10 protein-coding genes and 1 pseudogene are annotated in these 20,437 nt (G+C 58.5%); all 11 read left to right on the plus strand.

The window, feature by feature from the left end; translation table 11 throughout:
* Window positions 1-43: 43 nt before the first annotated feature.
* The 11 genes and pseudogenes from IFT84_RS17775 to glgX all read left to right on the plus strand — a co-directional run bounded on the left by IFT84_RS17775 (window position 44) and on the right by glgX (window position 20,363).
* A complete protein-coding gene (locus IFT84_RS17775; RefSeq protein WP_192121843.1) occupies window positions 44-3,412 on the plus strand; it encodes a transglutaminase family protein in 3,369 nt (1,122 codons plus the stop codon).
* 69 nt (window positions 3,413-3,481) lie between these two features.
* Window positions 3,482-5,827: pseudogene (locus IFT84_RS17780) on the plus strand (circularly permuted type 2 ATP-grasp protein); the annotation flags it as partial.
* Between the two features lie 20 nt (window positions 5,828-5,847).
* Window positions 5,848-6,726: a transglutaminase family protein gene (locus IFT84_RS17785; RefSeq protein ID WP_192122039.1), complete on the plus strand. Its 879-nt coding sequence runs from the start codon at window positions 5,848-5,850 to the stop codon at window positions 6,724-6,726.
* Window positions 6,727-6,920: 194 nt separating this feature from the next.
* The gene (locus IFT84_RS17790) at window positions 6,921-8,021 is read left to right on the plus strand and encodes a vWA domain-containing protein (RefSeq protein ID WP_192122041.1); all 1,101 of its coding nucleotides are present in this window, start codon (window positions 6,921-6,923) and stop codon (window positions 8,019-8,021) included.
* Between the two features lie 90 nt (window positions 8,022-8,111).
* Window positions 8,112-9,242, plus strand: a complete 1,131-nt coding sequence (locus IFT84_RS17795; protein WP_192121847.1) for a vWA domain-containing protein — start codon at window positions 8,112-8,114, stop codon at window positions 9,240-9,242.
* A gap of 138 nt (window positions 9,243-9,380) precedes the next feature.
* A complete protein-coding gene (locus IFT84_RS17800; RefSeq protein WP_192121849.1) occupies window positions 9,381-11,846 on the plus strand; it encodes a glycogen/starch/alpha-glucan phosphorylase in 2,466 nt (821 codons plus the stop codon).
* A complete protein-coding gene (glgB, locus tag IFT84_RS17805; RefSeq protein WP_446737615.1) occupies window positions 11,843-14,080 on the plus strand; it encodes a 1,4-alpha-glucan branching protein GlgB in 2,238 nt (745 codons plus the stop codon). Before IFT84_RS17800 ends, glgB begins: the two co-directional genes overlap by 4 nt.
* Window positions 14,081-14,111: 31 nt before the next feature.
* Window positions 14,112-15,374, plus strand: a complete 1,263-nt coding sequence (gene glgC, locus IFT84_RS17810) for a glucose-1-phosphate adenylyltransferase (RefSeq protein WP_192121851.1) — start codon at window positions 14,112-14,114, stop codon at window positions 15,372-15,374.
* Window positions 15,371-16,819, plus strand: coding sequence for a glycogen synthase GlgA (gene glgA, locus IFT84_RS17815; RefSeq protein WP_192122045.1), 1,449 nt, complete (start codon window positions 15,371-15,373; stop codon window positions 16,817-16,819). The genes glgC and glgA overlap by 4 nt, the downstream gene beginning before the upstream one ends.
* Window positions 16,816-18,444, plus strand: a complete 1,629-nt coding sequence (locus IFT84_RS17820) for an alpha-D-glucose phosphate-specific phosphoglucomutase (RefSeq protein ID WP_192121853.1) — start codon at window positions 16,816-16,818, stop codon at window positions 18,442-18,444. Before glgA ends, IFT84_RS17820 begins: the two co-directional genes overlap by 4 nt.
* Before the next feature lie 26 nt (window positions 18,445-18,470).
* Window positions 18,471-20,363, plus strand: coding sequence for a glycogen debranching protein GlgX (glgX, locus tag IFT84_RS17825; protein ID WP_192121855.1), 1,893 nt, complete (start codon window positions 18,471-18,473; stop codon window positions 20,361-20,363).
* Window positions 20,364-20,437: the final 74 nt, after the last annotated feature.

The following is a 20,437-nucleotide window of genomic DNA, read 5'->3' on the forward strand; positions in this document are numbered from 1 at the left end:
TTGCACACACTTGCAAAAAAGCCGCAAAGGGACCGGGAACAGCATGTCAATCAAGGCCAGCGTCTACCATCTGACGCATTATCAATATGATCGTCCCGTGCGGCTGGGTCCGCAAATCATTCGGCTGAAGCCCGCCGCCCACTCCAAAACCCACGTCATCAGCCACGCGCTGAAAGTTTCCCCTACCAACCACTTCGTCAATCTCCAGCAGGATCCCTACGGCAATTATCTGGCGCGATTCGTCTTCCCGGACCCGGTTACGGAGCTGAAGATCGAGGTTGATCTGCTGGCGGACATGACGGTCTACAACCCCTTCGATTTTTTCGTGGAGGAGAGTGCAGAGGTCTGGCCGTTCGACTATCCGGAGGATATTCGCGACGATCTGGCCATCTACCGCACACCAGAATCTGCGGGGCCGCATCTCACTGCCTTCCTTGCCACGCTTCCCAAGTCGCCGCAGCGCACGGTGGATATGGTGGTGGGCCTGAATGCCCGCATTCAGGCAGAAACCGGCTACCTTATCCGCATGGAGCCGGGCGTACAGACACCGGAAGAAACACTGGGCCTGAAAAGCGGTTCCTGCCGGGATTCGAGCTGGCTGCTGGTGCAGGTGCTGCGTCACCTCGGCCTCGCCGCCCGTTTCGTGTCCGGCTATCTGATCCAGTTGAAACCGGACTTGAAGGCACTGGACGGCCCCGCTGGAACAGAGCACGATTTTACCGATCTGCACGCCTGGGCAGAAGTCTACCTTCCCGGCGCGGGCTGGATCGGGCTTGATCCCACCTCCGGCCTGTTGACCGGCGAAAGCCATGTGCCGCTGGCCGCCACCCCGCATTACCGCAATGCTGCGCCGATCTCCGGCAGTATATTCGACTTTGCAGAGACGACCTTTGCCTTCGACATGAAGGTATCGCGCGTGGCCGAGCATCCGCGCATCACCAAGCCGTTCTCCGAGGAATCATGGATGGCGCTTGATGCGCTGGGCTTGGCTGTCGACGCTGCGCTGGACGCGGGAGACGTGCGCCTGACGATGGGCGGTGAACCCACCTTCGTCTCCATCGATGATTTTGAGGCCGGTGAATGGAACACCGATGCAGTTGGCCCGACCAAGCGCGAAAAGGCCGACAAGCTGATCCGCCGCCTGCGCGCCCGCTTCGCCCCCGGCGGCTTTCTGCACTACGGACAGGGCAAATGGTATCCCGGCGAAAGCCTGCCGCGCTGGACCTTTTCGCTCTACTGGCGCAAGGACGGCAAGCCGATCTGGCACAATGCCGATCTGGTCGCCCCCGAAGTGGCCGATAGCACCGCGCCGGTAACGCACGCGCACGCGCAGACACTGCTGAGCACAATCGCTGAAGAACTCGGCCTTGGGGCCGACATGGTGGCACCGGCCTATGAGGATCCCGCTGAGTGGATTTTGAAGGAAGGCAACCTGCCTGAAAATGTCGATCCATCCAATTCCAAACTGGAAGACCCGGAGGAGCGTAGCCGCATTGCCCGTGTCTTTGGCCGGGGATTGACCGAGCCGAGCGGCTACGTGCTGCCCGTACAGGCGTGGAATGCGCGGGCAGGGAACGGGCGAACAGAGGGTGTGCGCTGGATCAGCGAGAAATGGCGTACCCGCCGCGGGCGCCTGTTTCTGGTGCCGGGAGATAGTCCCGTCGGCTATCGTCTACCCCTTGGCACTTTGCCCTACGTGCCCCCCGCCAAGTATCCCTATATCCACACCGCAGACCCCTCCGAGCCGCGCGGTCCGCTGCCTGATTTCGCGCCTGCATCCCCTGATGGTGCGCCGGCATCCGAGCAAGGTCGCACGCTGGGAGAAGCCTCCTTCACCGCTGTGGAAGGCCAGCAGACCCGCGTGGAACAGGCGATCAGCGATATTGAAGGCACCGTGCGCACGGCAATCAGCGTGGAGCCGCGTGACGGTCGCCTGACCGTGTTCATGCCGCCGGTGGAGCGCATCGAGGATTACCTCGAACTGATCGCCGCCGCAGAAGCCGCCGCCGCCAAACACGGTCTCACCGTGCATATCGAGGGTTATTCTCCACCGCAGGATGAGCGCATCAACGTCATCCGCGTGGCACCCGACCCCGGCGTCATCGAGGTCAACATTCACCCCGCCTCCAACTGGCAGGAGTGTGTCGATATCACCACCGCCGTCTACGAGGAGGCGCGCCAGACGCGGCTGGGTGCCGATAAATTCATGATCGACGGACGCCATACCGGCACCGGCGGGGGCAACCATGTGGTTGTGGGCGGCAAGAACCCCGGCGACAGCCCGTTTCTGCGCCGCCCGGACCTTTTGAAAAGCCTTGTGCTGCATTGGCAGCGTCACCCGTCGCTCTCCTATCTGTTCTCCGGCATGTTCATCGGCCCCACCAGCCAGGCACCGAGGTTGGACGAAGCCCGCCATGACAGCCTCTATGAGCTGGAAATTGCCATGGCGCAGGTGCCGCATCCCGCCAAGGGGGAGGCTCCGCTGCCATGGCTGACGGACCGGCTGTTTCGCAACCTTCTGGTGGATGTCACCGGCAATACGCATCGCGCTGAAATCTGCATCGACAAGCTGTTCTCCCCCGATGGGCCGACGGGACGTCTGGGTCTGGTGGAGTTTCGCGGCTTTGAAATGCCGCCCAATGCCCGCATGAGCCTTGCCCAGCAACTGCTGGTGCGGGCGCTGATCGCACGGTTCTGGAACCAGCCAGCCGATGGCAGTTTTACCCGCTGGGGCACAACCCTGCATGATCGTTTCATGCTGCCGCACTACGTCTGGCGCGATTTCATGGACGTCTTGTCGGACCTGAAGCACAACGGTTTCGATGTGCGTGCCGAATGGTTTGCCGCGCAACTGGAGTTCCGCTTCCCCTTCTGCGGCGAAGTCTCTTACGAGGGCAACCGGCTGGAGCTGCGCCAGGCCCTGGAACCATGGCACGTGATGGGCGAGCAAGGGGCCATCGGCGGCACCGTGCGCTTTGTCGATTCCTCGGTGGAGCGCCTGCAGGTGCTGCTGGAGACGGACAATCCCGGCCGCTACAAGGTATTGTGCAATGGCCGCACCGTGCCGCTGCGGGCCACCGAGACCCAAGGCGTGTCCGTCGCCGGTGTCCGCTTCAAGGCATGGCAACCCGCCTCCGGCCTGCATCCCCGTTTGCCGGTCAATGCACCGCTGACCTTCGATATCTATGACACGTGGTCATCGCGCGCCATTGGTGGGTGTATTTACCACGTTGCCCACCCCGGCGGTCGTAATTACGAAACATTCCCGGTCAATGGTAACGAAGCGGAGGCAAGACGCCTTGCGCGATTCGAACATGCAGGCCACACAGCAGGCCAGTATGATCCGGTGGAGGAACGACCCTCGCCAGAATTTCCCCTGACGCTCGATCTCAGGCGTCCGGCAGGAGTGTAAATGACCATCGCAAATCAAAGTCAGTCCCAAAAGGGCAACAGGTCGGGGGGAACCGGGTCCGATTCATCCGGCTATCAGCCGCTCACCGGCATTGCCGATGAAATGGTGGCCGCCGATGGCTCCGTGCGTCCCGTCTGGAAGCCGCTGCTTGCGGCTTTGAACAGAATGGATGAGGCAGAGCTTGCCAATCGTTTTGCCCGCGCTGACCGCTATCTGCGTGATGCCGGTGTCTATTTTCGCGCCTATGACAAGGACGGAAATACCGAACGCAGTTGGCCACTCTCGCACATTCCCGTGCTGATCGACGATGCGGAATGGCAGGCGCTGTCGCGCGGGCTGGTGCAGCGCGCCGAACTTCTGGAACACATCACCGCCGATATCTACGGCGAGAACGAACTGGTGAAACAGGGCTTTCTGCCGCCCGGTCTGGTGGCTGGCAACCCGGAATTTCTGCGCCCGCTGGTGGGTGTCAAACCGGCGGGCGGCCATTTCCTGCACTTCTGCTCCTTTGAAATCGGGCGCGGGCCGGATGGCAAATGGTGGGTGCTGGCGGACCGCACTCAGGCACCATCCGGCGCAGGCTTTGCTTTGGAAAACCGTGTGGCGACCGCCCGCGCCTTTTCCGAAATCTACGGCGAAACCCATGTGGAGCGGCTGGCGGGCTTCTTCCGGGATTTTCGCGATACGTTGCAGGCATCCCGCCAAAGCCCGGAGGACCGCATAGCTGTTCTCACCCCCGGCATTGCCAACGAAACCTATTTCGAGCACGCCTATATTGCCCGTTATCTCGGCTTCATGCTGCTGGAAGGGGAAGACCTGAGTGTTGTGGGCGGCAAGGTGATGGTGCGCACCGTCTCCGGCCTCAAACCCGTGGGCGTGTTATGGCGGCGCATGGATGCTGCCTTTGCCGACCCCCTGGAACTGAACGACCGCTCCCGCATTGGCACGCCGGGCATGGTGGAGGCACTGCGCGCAGGTTCCGTGTCTGTGGTCAATGCCATGGGTGCGGGCATTGTCGAAACCCGTGCCTTTCTTGCCTTCATGCCCGCGATCTGCCGCCATCTGTTAGGGGAAAAGCAAATTCTGCCGTCCATCGCCACATGGTGGTGTGGGCAGAAAAGCGAGCGTGAGCATGTGGCCCGCCATCTCGACCGTATGATCATAGGGCGGGCTTTTTCCACAACACCGTTTTTTGACGATAAGGACCAGTCGCAACGCGGCACGGACTTGCGCAAAAGCCACGCCGATATCGTTAATTATCTGGCATCGCAGGGGCCAAATCTGGTCGCTCAAGAAGCCGTTACGCTGTCCACCACACCCGCCTGGGTGGATGGACGTCTGCAACCGCGCCCGATCAGCCTGCGCGTGTTTGCTGCCCGCACCAGAGACGGCTGGACCATCATGCCCGGCGGTTTTGCCCGCATCGGCACCGGGCGGGATGCCGCCGCCATGGCCATGCAGGCGGGCGGCTCGGCAGCCGATGTCTGGATCGTCAACAGCAAGCCTGTCGCCCGCACCACGCTTCTGGCGACCGAGGACAGCTTTGCCCGCGCCATGCCCGGCAGTCTGCCCAGCCGTGCCGCCGATAATCTCTACTGGCTTGGCCGCTATATCGAGCGCGCAGAGGGCGCGTTGCGCATTCTGCGGGCGTGGCATTCACGCTACGCGGAAGCCGCTGACGCCAGCGAGCCCCTGTTGAAAGACGTCAGCAACTATCTGCACGAAGTTGATATCGACTCCACGCAGGCCGTGCCGGAAAGCCTTGTCGCCAGCATCGGCAGCGCTCTCTACAGCGCCGGCAATATTCGAGACCGGTTTTCGCCCGATGGCTGGATGGCGCTGAACGACCTTTCGACCACGGCGAAGAAATTCAGGGCGGATGTAAAAGCGGGCGACGATGCCACGCAGGCCATGACAATATTGCTGCGCAAGCTGGCAGGCTTTGCGGGTCTCGTGCATGAAAACATGTACCGCTTCACCGGCTGGCGGTTTTTGACCATTGGCCGCACGCTGGAGCGCGGCCTGCATATGACCCGCCTCCTCGGCCACCTGTCAAAGCCCGGTGCGCCCGATGGCGCGCTGGATATGCTGCTGGAAATTGGCGATAGTGTCATGACCCATCGTCGCCGCTACAATGTCAGCACAGCGCACCTGACCGTGACCGATCTTCTGGCACTGGACCCGCTCAACCCGCGCTCGGTGCTGTACCAGCTCAACGAAATCAAACGGGAGGCGGAGCTTTTACCCGGCAGCATCGTCCACAGCCAGATGTCGGAGTTCTACCGGGCCACCTACCGGCTTCAGGCCCGCCTTGCCGTCATGACGCCTGAGGAACTGACGCCCTCTGTTTATGCCGGGCTGGAAAGCGATCTGGAAATGCTCTCCAACCTGCTGGCCCAAGCTTACCTGGGTTGAGATGAAAGAACGTGACGCCCTTGCTCTATGATATTTCGTTGAAACTGACCTATGCCTATGAAGTGCCGGTTTCGGGCGGTCGGCAACTGGTGCGTGTGCTGCCGCTGTCCATTCCGGGCCGTCAGCGGCTGATTGCGGGTACGGTGACGGCAACACCGGATGCCACTGAACGCAGCGACAGCGTGGATTTCTTCGGCAATGCCACCACCTATTTTCTGTTTCGCAACCACCACGAAGAGCTGGTTATGCGTATGCAGGCCCGCGTACAGGTGGATGCCGTAGAGCTGGATGCCGATCTCTCCCCCGAACTGCCCGGGCTGGCCGAGGCGCTCATTGGCTGCTGGTCGGTCGACCGAAACTCCCCGCATCATTTCCTCAGCCCCAGCCCGCTTTTGCCCACCGACGCCGATATTGCCAAGTATGCGCGCGAAACCGTGGCGCCGGGAATGACTGCCTATGAAATTGCGTGGGCGCTCTGCACCCGTATCTATAAAGATTTCAAATACGACGCAGACGCCACGGAGGTCGATACCACGCCCTCGGCGGCCTTTCACCTCAAGCGCGGCGTGTGTCAGGATTTCACCCACATCATGATTACGGCGCTACGCGCGCTGGCTATTCCCGCGGGCTATGTCAGCGGTTTTCTGCGCACCATACCGCCACCGGGCAAACCCAGGCTAGAGGGGGCGGACGCCATGCACGCCTGGGTGCGGGTGTGGTGCGGCCCGGCGCTCGGCTGGGTAGAGCTCGACCCCACCAACAACATCCCCTCCGGTACGGACCACATCGTCGTCGGCTACGGCCGCGACTACGCCGACGTGGCACCTGTCATTGGCCGCGTGCGGGGTTATGGCAGCCACACGACCGATCAGGCGGTGGATGTGTTGTTGGTTGCTTAGCCAGTTCGCTCATTTTATATGGTGTGCAATCTACTCACATCCGCCAAGGCACAGTGGTCAATCACCAGATCTCGTGATATTCGGACATTCTCATATTTTAAATTAATGAGTTTGCGATGAACACATTCCGAAGTATCCTTTTGGACTTCCTAAGGGATCGTAGCGGAGCATACGCTGTGGTGCTCGCCCTAATCATGCCCATTCTTCTGGTCGGCACGGTTTTGGCTATGGACTACGCTACAATCGTCATTCGTAGGGCAGAACTGCAAAATGCAACTGATATCGTTGCAACCAGAATGTCTGCCGACATGGCCGGACGCTTGAGTCAAAAAGAAGCAGAGACCGCCGCAAAGCAACTGCTAGCGACGATATTAAACGTTGACCTTGCAGATATTACAACGGATTTTGTTCTGCAGGACGAGCTGGCCCTTGCCGGCAAGAGCATAAGCGTTCAGCTGGTTGCCACCACAAAGGCCAGTACGATCGGGTGGACGTTGGGTTTAATAAATCCAACCATCGATATCCAAGCAAAAAGCACTTCCAAGACCAGCCTCGCAAGTATCGGAAAACCGATTTATTTGGCCATGTATTTCGTTATGGATAGATCAGGGTCGATGTTCGATAACACAGAGGTACGAAATAACGAGGACAGTTACTGCCTTGATCCAAGTAACGCTAATACCGACCACATCTACATGTATCGTAAAAGATGCTTTCGAAATAGGATGTGGATTTTAAAAGATACTTTGATCAAACAGTTGGAAAAAATGCAATCTGCTGAAGAGGCGTTGATCGCGAAGGTGGGCGCAGTTTCTTACAATGATCAGATGGATACACCACTAAATTTCACTCATGATATCGAACTCGTAAAATCGTACGTCGGCGAACTCAGAGATGAAGGAGGCACAAGTTCGAGCGAAGCTTTCAGCTATGCAGTTCACCAGTTCAGGTCGCTCGAAAAATTTAAGGATCGCGAGGGCAACCTCGTTGATCCACAGAAATACATAATCTTCGTCTCTGATGGTGCAAACTCCGGCAAGGATGACGATCCAAAAACTTTACGGAGCTGCAAGGAAGCCTATGCGCTAGGAATTAAGGTTTACACAATCTTTATGACAAACGTCTACCAAAACCCCAATACCGCACAAAGTGAAGCCAGAGCGAAAAAATTGATGAAAGGGTGCGCTTACTCGCAGGACACATATTTCGAAGCAACAAGCGGTAGCAATTTTATCGATGCTATCAATGTCATCGGAACATTGACTGTCAAACCAACCACGCGCCTCACGAAATAATCTTTACGTGTATTTTTGTTAAAATACACCTTGAAATTGTAAATACAGCCCTAACTTTTTTGGAAAACGCAGGTTTCTTGCGAGTTCCAAATGGCTATTTTGTTGCGCTTCTGGCGAGATCAAGTTGGGAATTTTGCCGTTTTGACGGCGCTTATTATGCCGCTGCTGCTGTCAGGCGGTGTGTTTGCTCTGGAATTCGCCTCAGCCTATGTGAAACGCAGTGACGCGCAGGCCGCGACGGACGCCGTAGCGCTGGCAACCGCAAAGAAGTTGATGGATGGCGAGAATTCGAACGCTGTACAGGCTGCAGCCAAGGCACAGTTTGCCGAACTTCTGGGCATCTCGCCTGATCTTGTCACCATTTCCGTCAGGACGGGAACCGACGGGCCAGACACGGTAGAAATAACCGGCAGTTATACAACGGCCTCAACCGGTCTGTTCGGCCCTGCGTCGACACAAATACAAACCAGCAGCACAGCAAAGGGCGGAACGACCGTTTCGGCAAAAAAAATTGCGGCCCTGTCCATGTATTTCGTGCTGGATCGGTCCGGTTCTATGATTGAAATGACGGATCAGATTGATACGAAAAAATACGCCTGTTACGTCTACAAGTATCCCACAATTACCATCTATACCGATCCGTGTTATCTCACCAAAATGGAGGTCATGAAGAGATCTCTTGCAGCGTTGTTTGCAAAGTTCAAAGCAAACCGAAATGACACGCTGTATGCTCGGACGGGAGCGATTTCCTTTCACCTTTATGTCGATACCGAACACCCGATGACGGACCGGACCGACACGACACTGACCTATATCGACAAGCTGTTTGCAGCCGGCGGAACGAATTCGGCGCCCGCCTTTGAAATCGCAGAAAAAGCCTTCGCCAAGGAGGATAGCCTTCATCTTGCCAAGCATGGTTCGGTGGCACCCAAATACCTTGTTTATATAACAGATGGAGCCAACGCCTACCCTTGGATAAACGATCCCAAAACGCTGAAAAGTTGTAGCAACATAAAAGCTCAAGGTGTCATCATCTATACGATATTCCTGCAAAACCGTTTTTTTACTGACGCAGTTGTGAAGGATGCGGAGACAATGGTGCGCACTTGCGCTTCGTCCACTGACCGTTACTTTCGCGCTGGCAATGCAGTAGAATTCAGTGCTGCCATCAACACAATCGGCTCCGTTGCGACGGCGACACAGGCAAAACTTATCCGGTAACGCGCATTAAGCGTACGTCAACGAACAATCACAATTCCGCGCTTGCCAGTCCATCGGATCGGTGCATAAATCCTTATAGACGAAATATCGCGGGGCACGCTTTGCCCGCCCGCGAAGTCAAAGGATGTGTGACTGCCGATGGTAAACAGCGTTGTGCCTGCCGATCTGCCAAGCCCCGCCCCGCGTGTCTCCAACCCTGACGTTCTCGCCGCCGAAATCATTGAGCAGCTGACCTATAACATCGGCAAGGATGCCAAGGTTGCCAAGCCGCATGACTGGCTGACTGCCAGCATTCTGGTCGTGCGCGACCGCATCATTGATCGCTGGATGGAATCGACCCGGCGCGCCTATGCGACAGATGCCAAGCGTGTTTATTACCTGTCGCTAGAGTTCCTCATCGGTCGCCTTCTGCGCGACGCCGTCAGCAATCTGGGCCTGATGGATGACCTGCGCACCGCATTGGCGTCGCTGGGGGTTGATCTGGATATTACGGCTGAACTGGAGCCGGATGCGGCGCTGGGCAATGGCGGCCTGGGCCGTCTGGCGGCCTGTTTTATGGAGTCAATGGCCAGCGTGGATGTGCCAGCCTATGGCTACGGCATCCGCTATGTGCACGGGCTTTTCCGCCAGCAGATGGCCGATGGCTGGCAGGTGGAACTGCCCGAAACATGGCTCGCCCACGGCAACCCTTGGGATTTCGAGCGGCAGGAGAGCTCCTATGAAGTCGGTTTTGGCGGCTCCATCGATATCGTGTCCTCCGATGAGGAGGCCCCCCGCTACATCTGGAAGCCCGCAGAGCGTGTAATCGCCACGGCCTACGATACGCCGGTGGTCGGCTGGCGCGCCAAGCGGGTCAATACGCTGCGCCTGTGGACGGCCCAGCCCATCGACCCCATCCTGCTCGATGCGTTCAACGCAGGCGATCACATCGGCGCGCTCCGCGAGAGCAACAAGGCCGAAAGCCTGACCCGCGTTCTCTACCCTGCCGATGGCACACCGGCGGGGCAAGAACTGCGGCTGCGACAGGAGTTTTTCTTCTCCTCTGCTTCGCTTCAGGACATTCTGCGCCGCCATTTGCAGCAGTATCCTGATTTCACATCCTTGCCGGACAAGGTCGCCATTCAACTCAACGATACGCACCCCGCCATTTCGGTGGCCGAACTGGTGCGATTGTTGACCGATGTACACCGGCTGGATTTCGATACCGCTTGGGATCTGGCAAGCCGCACCTTCTCCTACACCAACCACACGCTGCTGCCGGAGGCGCTGGAAAGCTGGTCAGTGCCGCTGTTCGAGCGGCTTTTGCCGCGCCATATGCAGATCGTCTACGCCATCAACGCGAAAATTTTGTTGAGTGTGCGGGCGCAGGGCTCGTTCAGTGACGCTGACATCAGCAGCATTTCGCTGATCGAGGAAGGTGGCGAGCGGCGGGTGCGCATGGGCAATCTGGCCTTTGTCGGCTCCCACAGCATCAACGGCGTTTCGGCGTTGCATACGGAGTTGATGAAGGAGACCGTTTTTGCCAACCTGCACCGGCTGTACCCAACCCGCATCAACAACAAGACCAACGGCATTACCCCGCGCCGCTGGTTGATGCAGTGCAATCCCGGCTTGACCGGCTTGATCCGCGAGACCATCGGCGACGAATTTCTGGATCACACGGATGCGCTGCAAAACCTCGATACCCAATCAACAGACGCAGCCTTTCAGGAGCGCTTTGCGGCCGTGAAACGAGAGAACAAGGTGCGCCTTGCCAATCTCGTGCAAAGCCGCATGGGCATCCGGCTTGATCCGTCGGCCATGTTCGATATCCAGATCAAGCGGATACACGAGTACAAGCGCCAGTTGTTGAACATCATTGAAGCGGTTGCGCTGTACGACCAGATCCGCTCCCACCCGGAGCGCGACTGGGTCCCACGCGTCAAGCTGTTTGCCGGCAAGGCTGCACCCAGCTACGCCAACGCGAAATTGATCATCAAGCTGGCCAATGATGTGGCGCGTGTCATCAACAATGACCCGGCCGTGCGTGGTCTGTTAAAGGTTGTGTTCATCCCCAACTACAATGTGTCCCTGGCAGAAGTGATCGTGCCTGCCGCCGACCTTTCGGAGCAGATTTCCACGGCGGGTATGGAAGCGTCCGGCACCGGCAATATGAAATTCGGGCTCAACGGCGCGTTGACCATTGGCACGCTCGACGGGGCCAATGTCGAGATGCGTGATCATGTGGGTGCTGAAAATATAGTGATATTTGGCATGACGGCTGAGGAAGTCGCCAAAACCCGCGCGGAAGGCCACAATCCAAGGGCTATCATCGAGGGATCGCCGGAACTCGCGCAGGCGATGGCGGCGATTTCCTCGGGCGTTTTCTCGCCAGATGATCGCAGCCGCTTTACGGGCTTGATGGATGGCCTATATCAACACGACTGGTTCATGGTGGCCGCCGATTTCGATGCCTACGCCAAAGCGCAGCGCGATGTGGATGCCATGTGGACCGATACAAAGGGGTGGTTTGAAAAAACAATCCGGAACACGGCGCGGATGGGATGGTTCTCATCCGACCGCACGATCCGCGAATATGCGGACGAGATTTGGAGAGCTGGATGACTGTACCGCCTGAAAACATCCCCAACGTTTCCCCGGTCGTAAATACGGACGGGCCGCAAGGGGACATGCTGGCGGCAACAGATATCGAGGCAATTGTAACAGGCTCTTTCACCAATCCTTTCGCGGTTCTGGGCGTTCACCCTTGGCAGGGCGGCTGGTCGGCCCGCTGTTTCCTGCCGGGTGCACAAACCGTGACCGCCCATACGCTATCGGGTCGTGAGGTTGGCACGCTTCAACGCATTCACGAAGCGGGGCTGTTTACCGGTGTGGTATCGCTGAAAAAGGCGCAAGCCTTGCGCTATACGGCCAAGAATGCTGATGCCGAATGGCAGGTCACGGACCCCTATACCTTTGGCCCGGTTCTGGGGCCGATGGACGATTACTATATTCGCGAAGGCTCGCATCTGCGTCTTTTCGACAAGATGGGCGCGCATCCGCTGCGCCACGAGGGTGCGGACGGTTTCCATTTTGCCGTTTGGGCACCCAATGCGCGGCGCGTTTCCGTTGTGGGGGAATTCAACCAGTGGGATGGCCGCCGCGACGTCATGCGGCTGCGCACCGATACCGGTATCTGGGAAATCTTTTTGCCGGATATCAACCCCGGCACGGCCTATAAATACGAGATTATCGGCAGTGACGGGCAGGTCCAGCCGCTGAAGGCAGACCCGTTTGCCCGCCGCTCCGAACTGCGCCCGCAAACCGCATCGCTGACAACGGGCGAGATTGAACAGGATTGGGAGGACGATGCCCACCGAACCCATTGGGCCAGCGTGGACCCGCGCCGCCAACCCATTTCCATCTATGAGGTCCATGCCGGAAGCTGGGCGCGTCACCGCGACAACAGCTTTCTGACCTGGGACGAGATGGCCGACCGGCTGATCCCCTATTGCATCGATATGGGCTTTACCCACATCGAATTTATGCCGATCACCGAGTTCCCCTATGATCCGTCATGGGGCTACCAGACCACCGGTCTTTACGCGCCAACGGCACGGTTTGGGGAGCCGGAAGGCTTCGCCCGCTTCGTCAATGGTGCCCACAAGGTCGGCATCGGCGTTATTCTCGACTGGGTGCCCGCCCATTTCCCGACTGACGCCCACGGCCTGCGCCAGTTTGATGGCACGGCGCTCTACGAGCACGCCGATCCGCGCAAGGGCTTCCACCCGGACTGGAACACGGCCATCTATAATTTCGGGCGCACGGAAGTGCTGTCCTACCTCGTCAACAACGCCATGTACTGGGCGGAAAAATTCCATCTCGATGGTCTGCGTGTCGATGCGGTCGCCTCTATGCTGTATCTCGATTACTCCCGCAAGCATGGCGAGTGGGTGCCCAATGAGTATGGCGGCAATGAAAATCTGGAGGCCGTGCGCTTTCTGCAAACCATGAATGCCAGCGTCTACGGCAGCCATCCCGGCATTCTCACCATTGCCGAGGAGTCCACCTCCTGGCCAAAGGTTTCCCACCCGGTGCATGAGGGTGGCTTGGGCTTCGGCTTCAAGTGGAATATGGGGTTCATGAACGATACGTTGCGCTACCTCTCGCGCGACCCGGTCCACCGCAAGTTCCACCATAATGATATCACCTTCGGCATGGTCTACGCCTATAGTGAGAATTTCGTGCTGCCCCTCAGCCATGATGAAGTGGTGCATGGCAAGGGCTCGCTGATTGCCAAGATGACGGGCGATGACTGGCAGAAATTTGCCAATCTTCGCGCCTACTACGCATTCATGTGGGGGTACCCCGGCAAGAAACTTCTGTTTATGGGGCAGGAGTTTGCCCAGTGGCGGGAGTGGTCGGAAGACCGCAATCTGGACTGGAACCTGCTGGAATATCCGCTGCACCAGGGTATCCGCCGTTTGGTGCGCGACCTCAACGGAACCTACCGCAGTAAGCCCGCGTTGCATGCGAGAGACTGTGAGCCGGAGGGGTTTGAATGGCTGATCGGGGACGATGATACGAACTCGGTGTTTGCATGGTTGCGCAAGGCACCGGGTGAAAAAACCATTGCCGTGATTACCAATTTTACGCCCGTAACCCACGAACACTACACCATTCCCCTGCCAAGCGTTGGCAAGTGGAAAGAAATCCTCAACACGGACGCCGAGATTTATGGAGGGAGCGGAAAAGGAAACGGCGGCGTGGTGGAAGCCAAAAAGACAGCATCCGGTGCAATCCAGGCAACTCTTGCCCTGCCGCCGCTTGGCACCTTGATGCTGGAACAAGAATTATAGAACAAAACTTTTTTGTCGGGAGGACGACACAATGGATAAGCGGATACACCCCCTCGCCCGTGATGCGATGGCTTATGTGCTGGCAGGCGGTCGCGGCAGCCGCCTCAAGGAGTTGACGGACCGGCGCGCAAAGCCTGCCGTTCACTTTGGCGGCAAGGCGCGCATTATAGACTTTGCGCTGTCAAATGCGCTCAACTCCGGCATTCGCCGCATTGGCGTTGCCACCCAGTACAAGGCCCATTCGCTCATCCGGCATTTGCAGCACGGCTGGAATTTCTTTCGGCCCGAGCGCAACGAGAGCTTCGATATTCTGCCCGCCAGCCAGCGCGTGTCTGAAACGCAGTGGTATGAAGGCACCGCCGATGCGGTCTATCAGAACGCCGATATCATCGAAGACAGCGGCGTCGAGTACATGGTCATTCTTGCGGGCGACCACGTCTACAAGATGGACTATGAGCTCATGCTGCGCCAGCATGTGGATTCCGGGGCCGATGTCACTGTGGGCTGCCTGGAAGTGCCGCGTATGGAGGCTACCGGCTTCGGCGTGATGCATGTGGATGAGAAGGACGAGATCATCGCCTTTGTCGAAAAGCCCGCAGATCCGCCGGGCATTCCCGGGAACCCGGATATGGCGCTGGCCTCCATGGGCATTTACGTCTTCCACACCAAATTTCTGATGGAACTGCTGCGTCGCGATGCGGAAGACCCGCAATCAAGCCGCGATTTCGGCAAGGATATCATTCCCTATATCGTGTCCAACGGCAAAGCCATCGCCCACCGGTTTGCCCAGTCCTGCGTCCGCTCTAACTTTGAGCGGGAAGCGTACTGGCGCGATGTGGGCACCATCGATGCCTATTGGCAGGCCAATATTGACCTGACGCATGTGACGCCGGAACTGGACATTTATGACCGGAGCTGGCCGATCTGGACATTTGCCGAAATCACCCCGCCCGCCAAATTCGTGCATGACGATGAAACCCGGCGCGGCTCGGCAACGTCCTCGCTGATTTCGGGCGATTGCATCATTTCCGGCGCAACGCTGAACCGCAGCCTTCTGTTTACGGGCGTGCGCGTCAATTCCTATTCGCGCGTGGAAAATGCGGTGGTGCTGCCGGGCGTGCGTGTCGAGCGCCATGCGCAACTGCGCAATGTGGTGATCGACAGCCATGTAACCATTCCGGAAGGACTGGTGGTCGGCGAAGATCCGGAACTGGATGCGCGCCGGTTTCGCCGTTCGGAAAACGGCATTTGCCTGATCACCCAACCCATGATCGACCGGCTGAAATCCTCATGAAGGTTCTGGCCGTCACGTCCGAAATCTATCCGCTGGTCAAAACGGGAGGGCTCGCCGATGTGGCGGGCGCTCTGCCCCATGCGCTGAAACCCCATGGTGTGGAGACCCGCACACTGGTGCCCGGCTATCCGGCCCTGCTGGCCAAGCTCGGTCACACCAACAAAGTGATGACGTTTCCAGATGTGCTGGGCGAGCGTGCCGCATTGCTGGAAGCCCATCACGAGGGGTTGCACCTTCTGGTGCTGGATATTCCCGCCCTTTACCAGCGTGAAGGGGGCCTCTATGGCGACAGCACCGGCGCGGACTTTGCCGATAACTGGCGACGTTTTGCCGCTCTGTCTTTTGTTGCAGCGGAGCTGGCAGCGGGTGCGCTGGACGGCTATCAGCCCGATCTCGTCCACGCCCATGACTGGCAGGCCGCCATGGCTCCCGTCTATATGTGCTTTGGCCGTGCCCATGCGGTGCCCAGCGTTTTGACGATCCATAATATTGCGTTTCAGGGCATGTTCCATCCCGGGATTTTCCCTTATCTCGGCCTTCCCTCTTTTGCCTTCGCGGTCGATAGCGTCGAATACTACAACCATGTCGGCTACCTGAAAGGCGGTCTGCAAAGCGCGACGGCTATCACGACCGTCAGCCCGTCCTATGCGCAGGAAATTTTGCAACATGAATTCGGCATGGGTCTGGAAGGCGTCATCGCATCACGCCTGTCCGATCTTTCGGGCATCGTCAATGGCATTGATACCGATGTCTGGGACCCCGATACCGACCCGCATCTGGCAAAAAATTATTCCGCCTCGTCGCTGCGTCGCCGCAGTGCCAATCGGGCAGCGCTCTGCCGCCGGTTCGATCTTGATAACGATACCGGCCCGCTGTTCTGCGTTGTCAGCCGTTTGACAGGGCAGAAGGGCATGGACGTACTGGCCGACGTGGTGGACGAACTGGTGAGCCATGGCGGCAAGCTTGCCATTCTGGGCTCCGGCGAGCCATGGATTGAACGCGCCTTGAAGGACGCCAGCGACCGTCACCCCGGCCGTGTCGGCATGGTCATCGGCTATGATGAGCCGCTGTCTCACCTGATGCAGGCGGGCTCGGATGCCATCGTCATCCCCTCTCGTTTCGAGCCCTGCGGCCTGACCCAACTATATGCGCTGCGCTATGGCTGCGTGCCCGTGGTGGCGCGCACCGGTGGGCTGACGGATACCATCATCGATGCCAATGAGGCCGCGCTCTCATCACGCGTTGCCACCGGCTTCAAGTTCTCGCCCGTCACACCAGCCAGCCTGTCGCTGGCGCTGCGGCGTGTTTTTGCAGCCTATGCCGATCCGCAGATATGGACGCGGCTGCAAACACGCGGAATGAAATCGGACGTCTCTTGGGACATGAGCGCGGCGCGCTATGTCAGCCTCTATTCCCGCCTGATAAAGGATCGAACATCATCATGACCAAAACCGTATCCACCACCCCCTATGGCGACCAGAAGCCCGGCACATCGGGTCTGCGCAAGAAGGTGCCGGTTTTCCAGCAGAAGAATTACGCGGAAAACTTCATTCAATCGATTTTCGATTCGCTCGAAGGCTTCGCCGGAAAGACGCTGGTTATCGGCGGCGATGGCCGGTTCTACAACCGCGACGTCATTCAGATTGCCATCAAAATGGCGGCGGCCAACGGATTCGGGCAGGTTTTGGTGGGGCGCGGCGGTATTTTGTCCACACCGGCTGCATCCAACATTATCCGCAAATACAAGGCCTTTGGCGGCATCATTCTGTCTGCCAGCCACAATCCCGGCGGTCCGACCGAGGATTTTGGCATCAAGTACAATACTGGCAATGGCGGCCCGGCACCGGAGAAAATCACCGACGCTATTTTTGCCCGCACCAAGACCATCGACGCTTACAAAATCGTTGAGGCTGACGACATCAATCTCGACATGGAAGGCGAGAGCGAAATCGGCGGCATGACCGTGACGGTGATCGACCCCGTAGCCGATTATGCCGAACTGATGGAGAAGCTGTTCGATTTTCCGGCCATTCGGGCGCTGATCAGCAACGGTTTCGGTGTCGTGTTCGATGCCATGAGTGCCGTGACCGGTCCCTATGCGAAGGAAATCATCGAGAACCGCCTGGGCGCGCCAAAAGGTTCCGTGCTGAATTTCATGCCGCTGCCGGATTTTGGCGGTCACCACCCTGACCCGAACCTTGTTCATGCCCGCGCGCTCTATGAAGAAATGATGAGCGAGAACGCGCCCGATTTCGGTGCGGCATCCGATGGCGATGGCGACCGTAACCTGATTATCGGCAAGGGCATGTTTGTGACCCCATCTGACAGTCTGGCCATGCTGGCGGCCAATGCGCATCTGGCACCCGGCTATGCACGAGGTTTGGCAGGGATTGCCCGCTCCATGCCCACAAGCGGCGCAGCAGATCGCGTTGCCGAAAAGCTCGGCATCGGCATGTACGAGACGCCCACCGGCTGGAAGTTCTTCGGCAATCTGCTGGATGAAGGCATGGCCACCATCTGTGGTGAGGAAAGTGCTGGCACCGGTTCCAACCATGTGCGCGAGAAAGACGGCCTGTGGGCCGTGCTGCTGTGGCTGAACATTCTGGCGGTGCGCGGCGAAAGCGTGGCCGAAATCTCGCGCCAGCATTGGGCGAGCTATGGCCGCAACTACTACTCCCGTCATGATTACGAGGAGGTGGACGCTGACGCGGCAAATGCACTGGTGGCAGCCCTTCGCGAAAAGCTGCCAAGCCTGCCCGGCACAAGCTTCGGCGCGCTGAAGGTGGAAGCGGCAGATGATTTTGCCTATCACGATCCCGTCGATCATTCCGTCAGCGATCATCAGGGCATCCGCATCCTGTTTGAAGGCGGTTCGCGCATTGTCTACCGCCTGTCAGGCACCGGCACATCGGGTGCCACGTTGCGCGTGTACATTGAGCGCTATGAGCCTGACGCATCGCGCCATGATATCGAAACGCAGGAAGCACTGGCCGACCTCATTACGCTGGCCGATGAGATTGCCGATATCCGCACCCGTACCGGTCGCGATGCACCCAGCGTGATTACGTGACCTCAAGCCTGCCCCCAAGCCCACCTATGGGAGCAACGATAACACCGGACGGAACACAGTTTTCCGTCTGGTCCCGCCATGCGGAGCGTATCGAGCTTTGCCTGTTTTCAGCCATTGAGATAGGCATTGAAACGCGCCTGCCGATGGCGCGTGAGGGGGATGTCCATACAGTCACCGTTCCCGATCTTAGCCCAGGCACACTCTACGGCTTTCGCGCCCATGGCCGCTATGCACCGGACGAAGGCCTTTGGTTCGACCCGAGCAAAGTGCTGGTGGACCCCTATGCCATTGAGCTGGACCGTGCTTTCGTCTATGACCCGTTGTTGAGTGAGTTCGGCACCGACACAGCCCATCTGGTGCCGAAAGCGCGAACGACAGTCCCGACGACTGTCTCCCATGCACCGGCAATCTTCCGGGAGGGCGGCTTGATATACGAAATCGCGGTGCGCGGTTTCACCATGCTGCATCAGGATATTCCAGAGAGCCAGCGTGGCACAGTCGCAGCACTGGCACACCCCGCCATTATAGCGCATCTCAAACGGATCGGCGTCAGCGCCGTAGAACTCATGCCGATCACGGCGTGGATCGATGAGCGCCATCTCAGGCCTCTGGGGCTCACCAATAGCTGGGGTTACAACCCTGTCGCGCTTATGGCGCTGGATCCCCGTTTGGTGCCGGGCGGCGTAAAAGAACTGCGCGATACGGTATCCGCCCTCCATGATGCAGGTATCGGCGTTATCCTCGATCTCGTCTTCAACCACACCGGCGAAAGTGACCGTTTTGGCCCGACGCTCTCCATGCGCGGTCTGGACAATCTCACCTACTATTCCCGTGCCGAAAACAAAGCGGGAATGATGATTAACGATACCGGCTGTGGCAACACGCTGGCCTGCCACCAGCCCGTGGTGCAGCAGTTGGTGCTGGATACATTGCGCCATTTCGTAACCCATGCGGGTGTCGATGGCTTCCGCTTTGATCTGGCACCCATCATGGGCCGCGACGCCAGCGGCTTTCATGCCAATGCACCCTTGATAAGTGCTCTGCTGACCGATCCCGTTCTGCAAGACCGTATCCTCATTGCGGAACCATGGGATATCGGTCCGGGCGGCTACCAGCTCGGCCAGTTTCCGCCTGCGTTTCTGGAGTGGAACGACCGCGCACGCGATGACATCCGCCGCTTCTGGCGCGGGGATAGCGGCATGGTCGGGGCGCTGGCAACGCGGCTTGCGGGCTCGTCCGATGTGTTTTCCGGCAACCGCACGCGCACGGTCAATTTTCTGGCCGCGCATGACGGCTTTACGCTGATGGATCTGGTGTCCTACACCACCAAACACAACCATGCCAATGGCGAAGACAACCGCGACGGCCACAACGACAACCACTCCTGGAACAACGGCGTGGAAGGCGAAAGCGACAACCCGACTGTTCAGTCGCGCCGCCGCAACGACGTCATGGCGCTGCTGTCCACTCTGTTTGCCACACGCGGCACCATCATGCTGACAGCCGGGGACGAAGGCGGGCGCACTCAACACGGCAACAACAATGCGTATGCGCAGGACAACACTATCACATGGCTGGATTGGTCCGCGTTGGATGAAACGCTGATTGCTCACACCGCCGATCTATCTGCTATCCGCCAGAGCAACCCGGCTTTGACCGCGCAACACTTTCTGACCGAAAACGACAGTGCATGGTTGCGCCCCGATGGGCAACGGATGACGACACTGGACTGGCAAAACGCGCAGACCAATGCGCTTACCCTGCTCCTGACACCCGCCAACGCATCCCCGCTCGCCATCCTCATCAACCGCGCTGAAACGCCACAGGCCTTTACCCTGCCGCACCCCTACAACCCCTTGAACGGCCTCACTTTAGCTGCGCGCTCGGTCGCATTCTTCGAGACGGACTTGCGCGTTTGAGCGAGAATCCCCATAGTTAGTTCTGGGGGGATTGGTGTAAGGAATTCGATATGGGCATGAGCCGGGGCATTGAC

It is taken from the genome of Rhizobium sp. CFBP 8762 (assembly GCF_014841565.1).
Classification (GTDB): domain Bacteria; phylum Pseudomonadota; class Alphaproteobacteria; order Rhizobiales; family Rhizobiaceae; genus CFBP-8762.

Bases quoted from the DNA above. Each gene is read 5' to 3' on its own strand.
- IFT84_RS17775 (WP_192121843.1), top strand. From the start codon at position 44: ATGTCAATCAAGGCCAGCGTCTACCATCTGACGCATTATCAATATGAT.
- IFT84_RS17790 (WP_192122041.1), top strand. From the start codon at position 6,921: ATGCCCATTCTTCTGGTCGGCACGGTTTTGGCTATGGACTACGCTACA.
- IFT84_RS17795 (WP_192121847.1), top strand. From the start codon at position 8,112: ATGGCTATTTTGTTGCGCTTCTGGCGAGATCAAGTTGGGAATTTTGCC.
- IFT84_RS17800 (WP_192121849.1), top strand. From the start codon at position 9,381: ATGGTAAACAGCGTTGTGCCTGCCGATCTGCCAAGCCCCGCCCCGCGT.
- glgB (WP_446737615.1), top strand. From the start codon at position 11,843: ATGACTGTACCGCCTGAAAACATCCCCAACGTTTCCCCGGTCGTAAAT.
- glgC (WP_192121851.1), top strand. From the start codon at position 14,112: ATGGATAAGCGGATACACCCCCTCGCCCGTGATGCGATGGCTTATGTG.
- glgA (WP_192122045.1), top strand. From the start codon at position 15,371: ATGAAGGTTCTGGCCGTCACGTCCGAAATCTATCCGCTGGTCAAAACG.
- IFT84_RS17820 (WP_192121853.1), top strand. From the start codon at position 16,816: ATGACCAAAACCGTATCCACCACCCCCTATGGCGACCAGAAGCCCGGC.
- glgX (WP_192121855.1), top strand. From the start codon at position 18,471: ATGGGAGCAACGATAACACCGGACGGAACACAGTTTTCCGTCTGGTCC.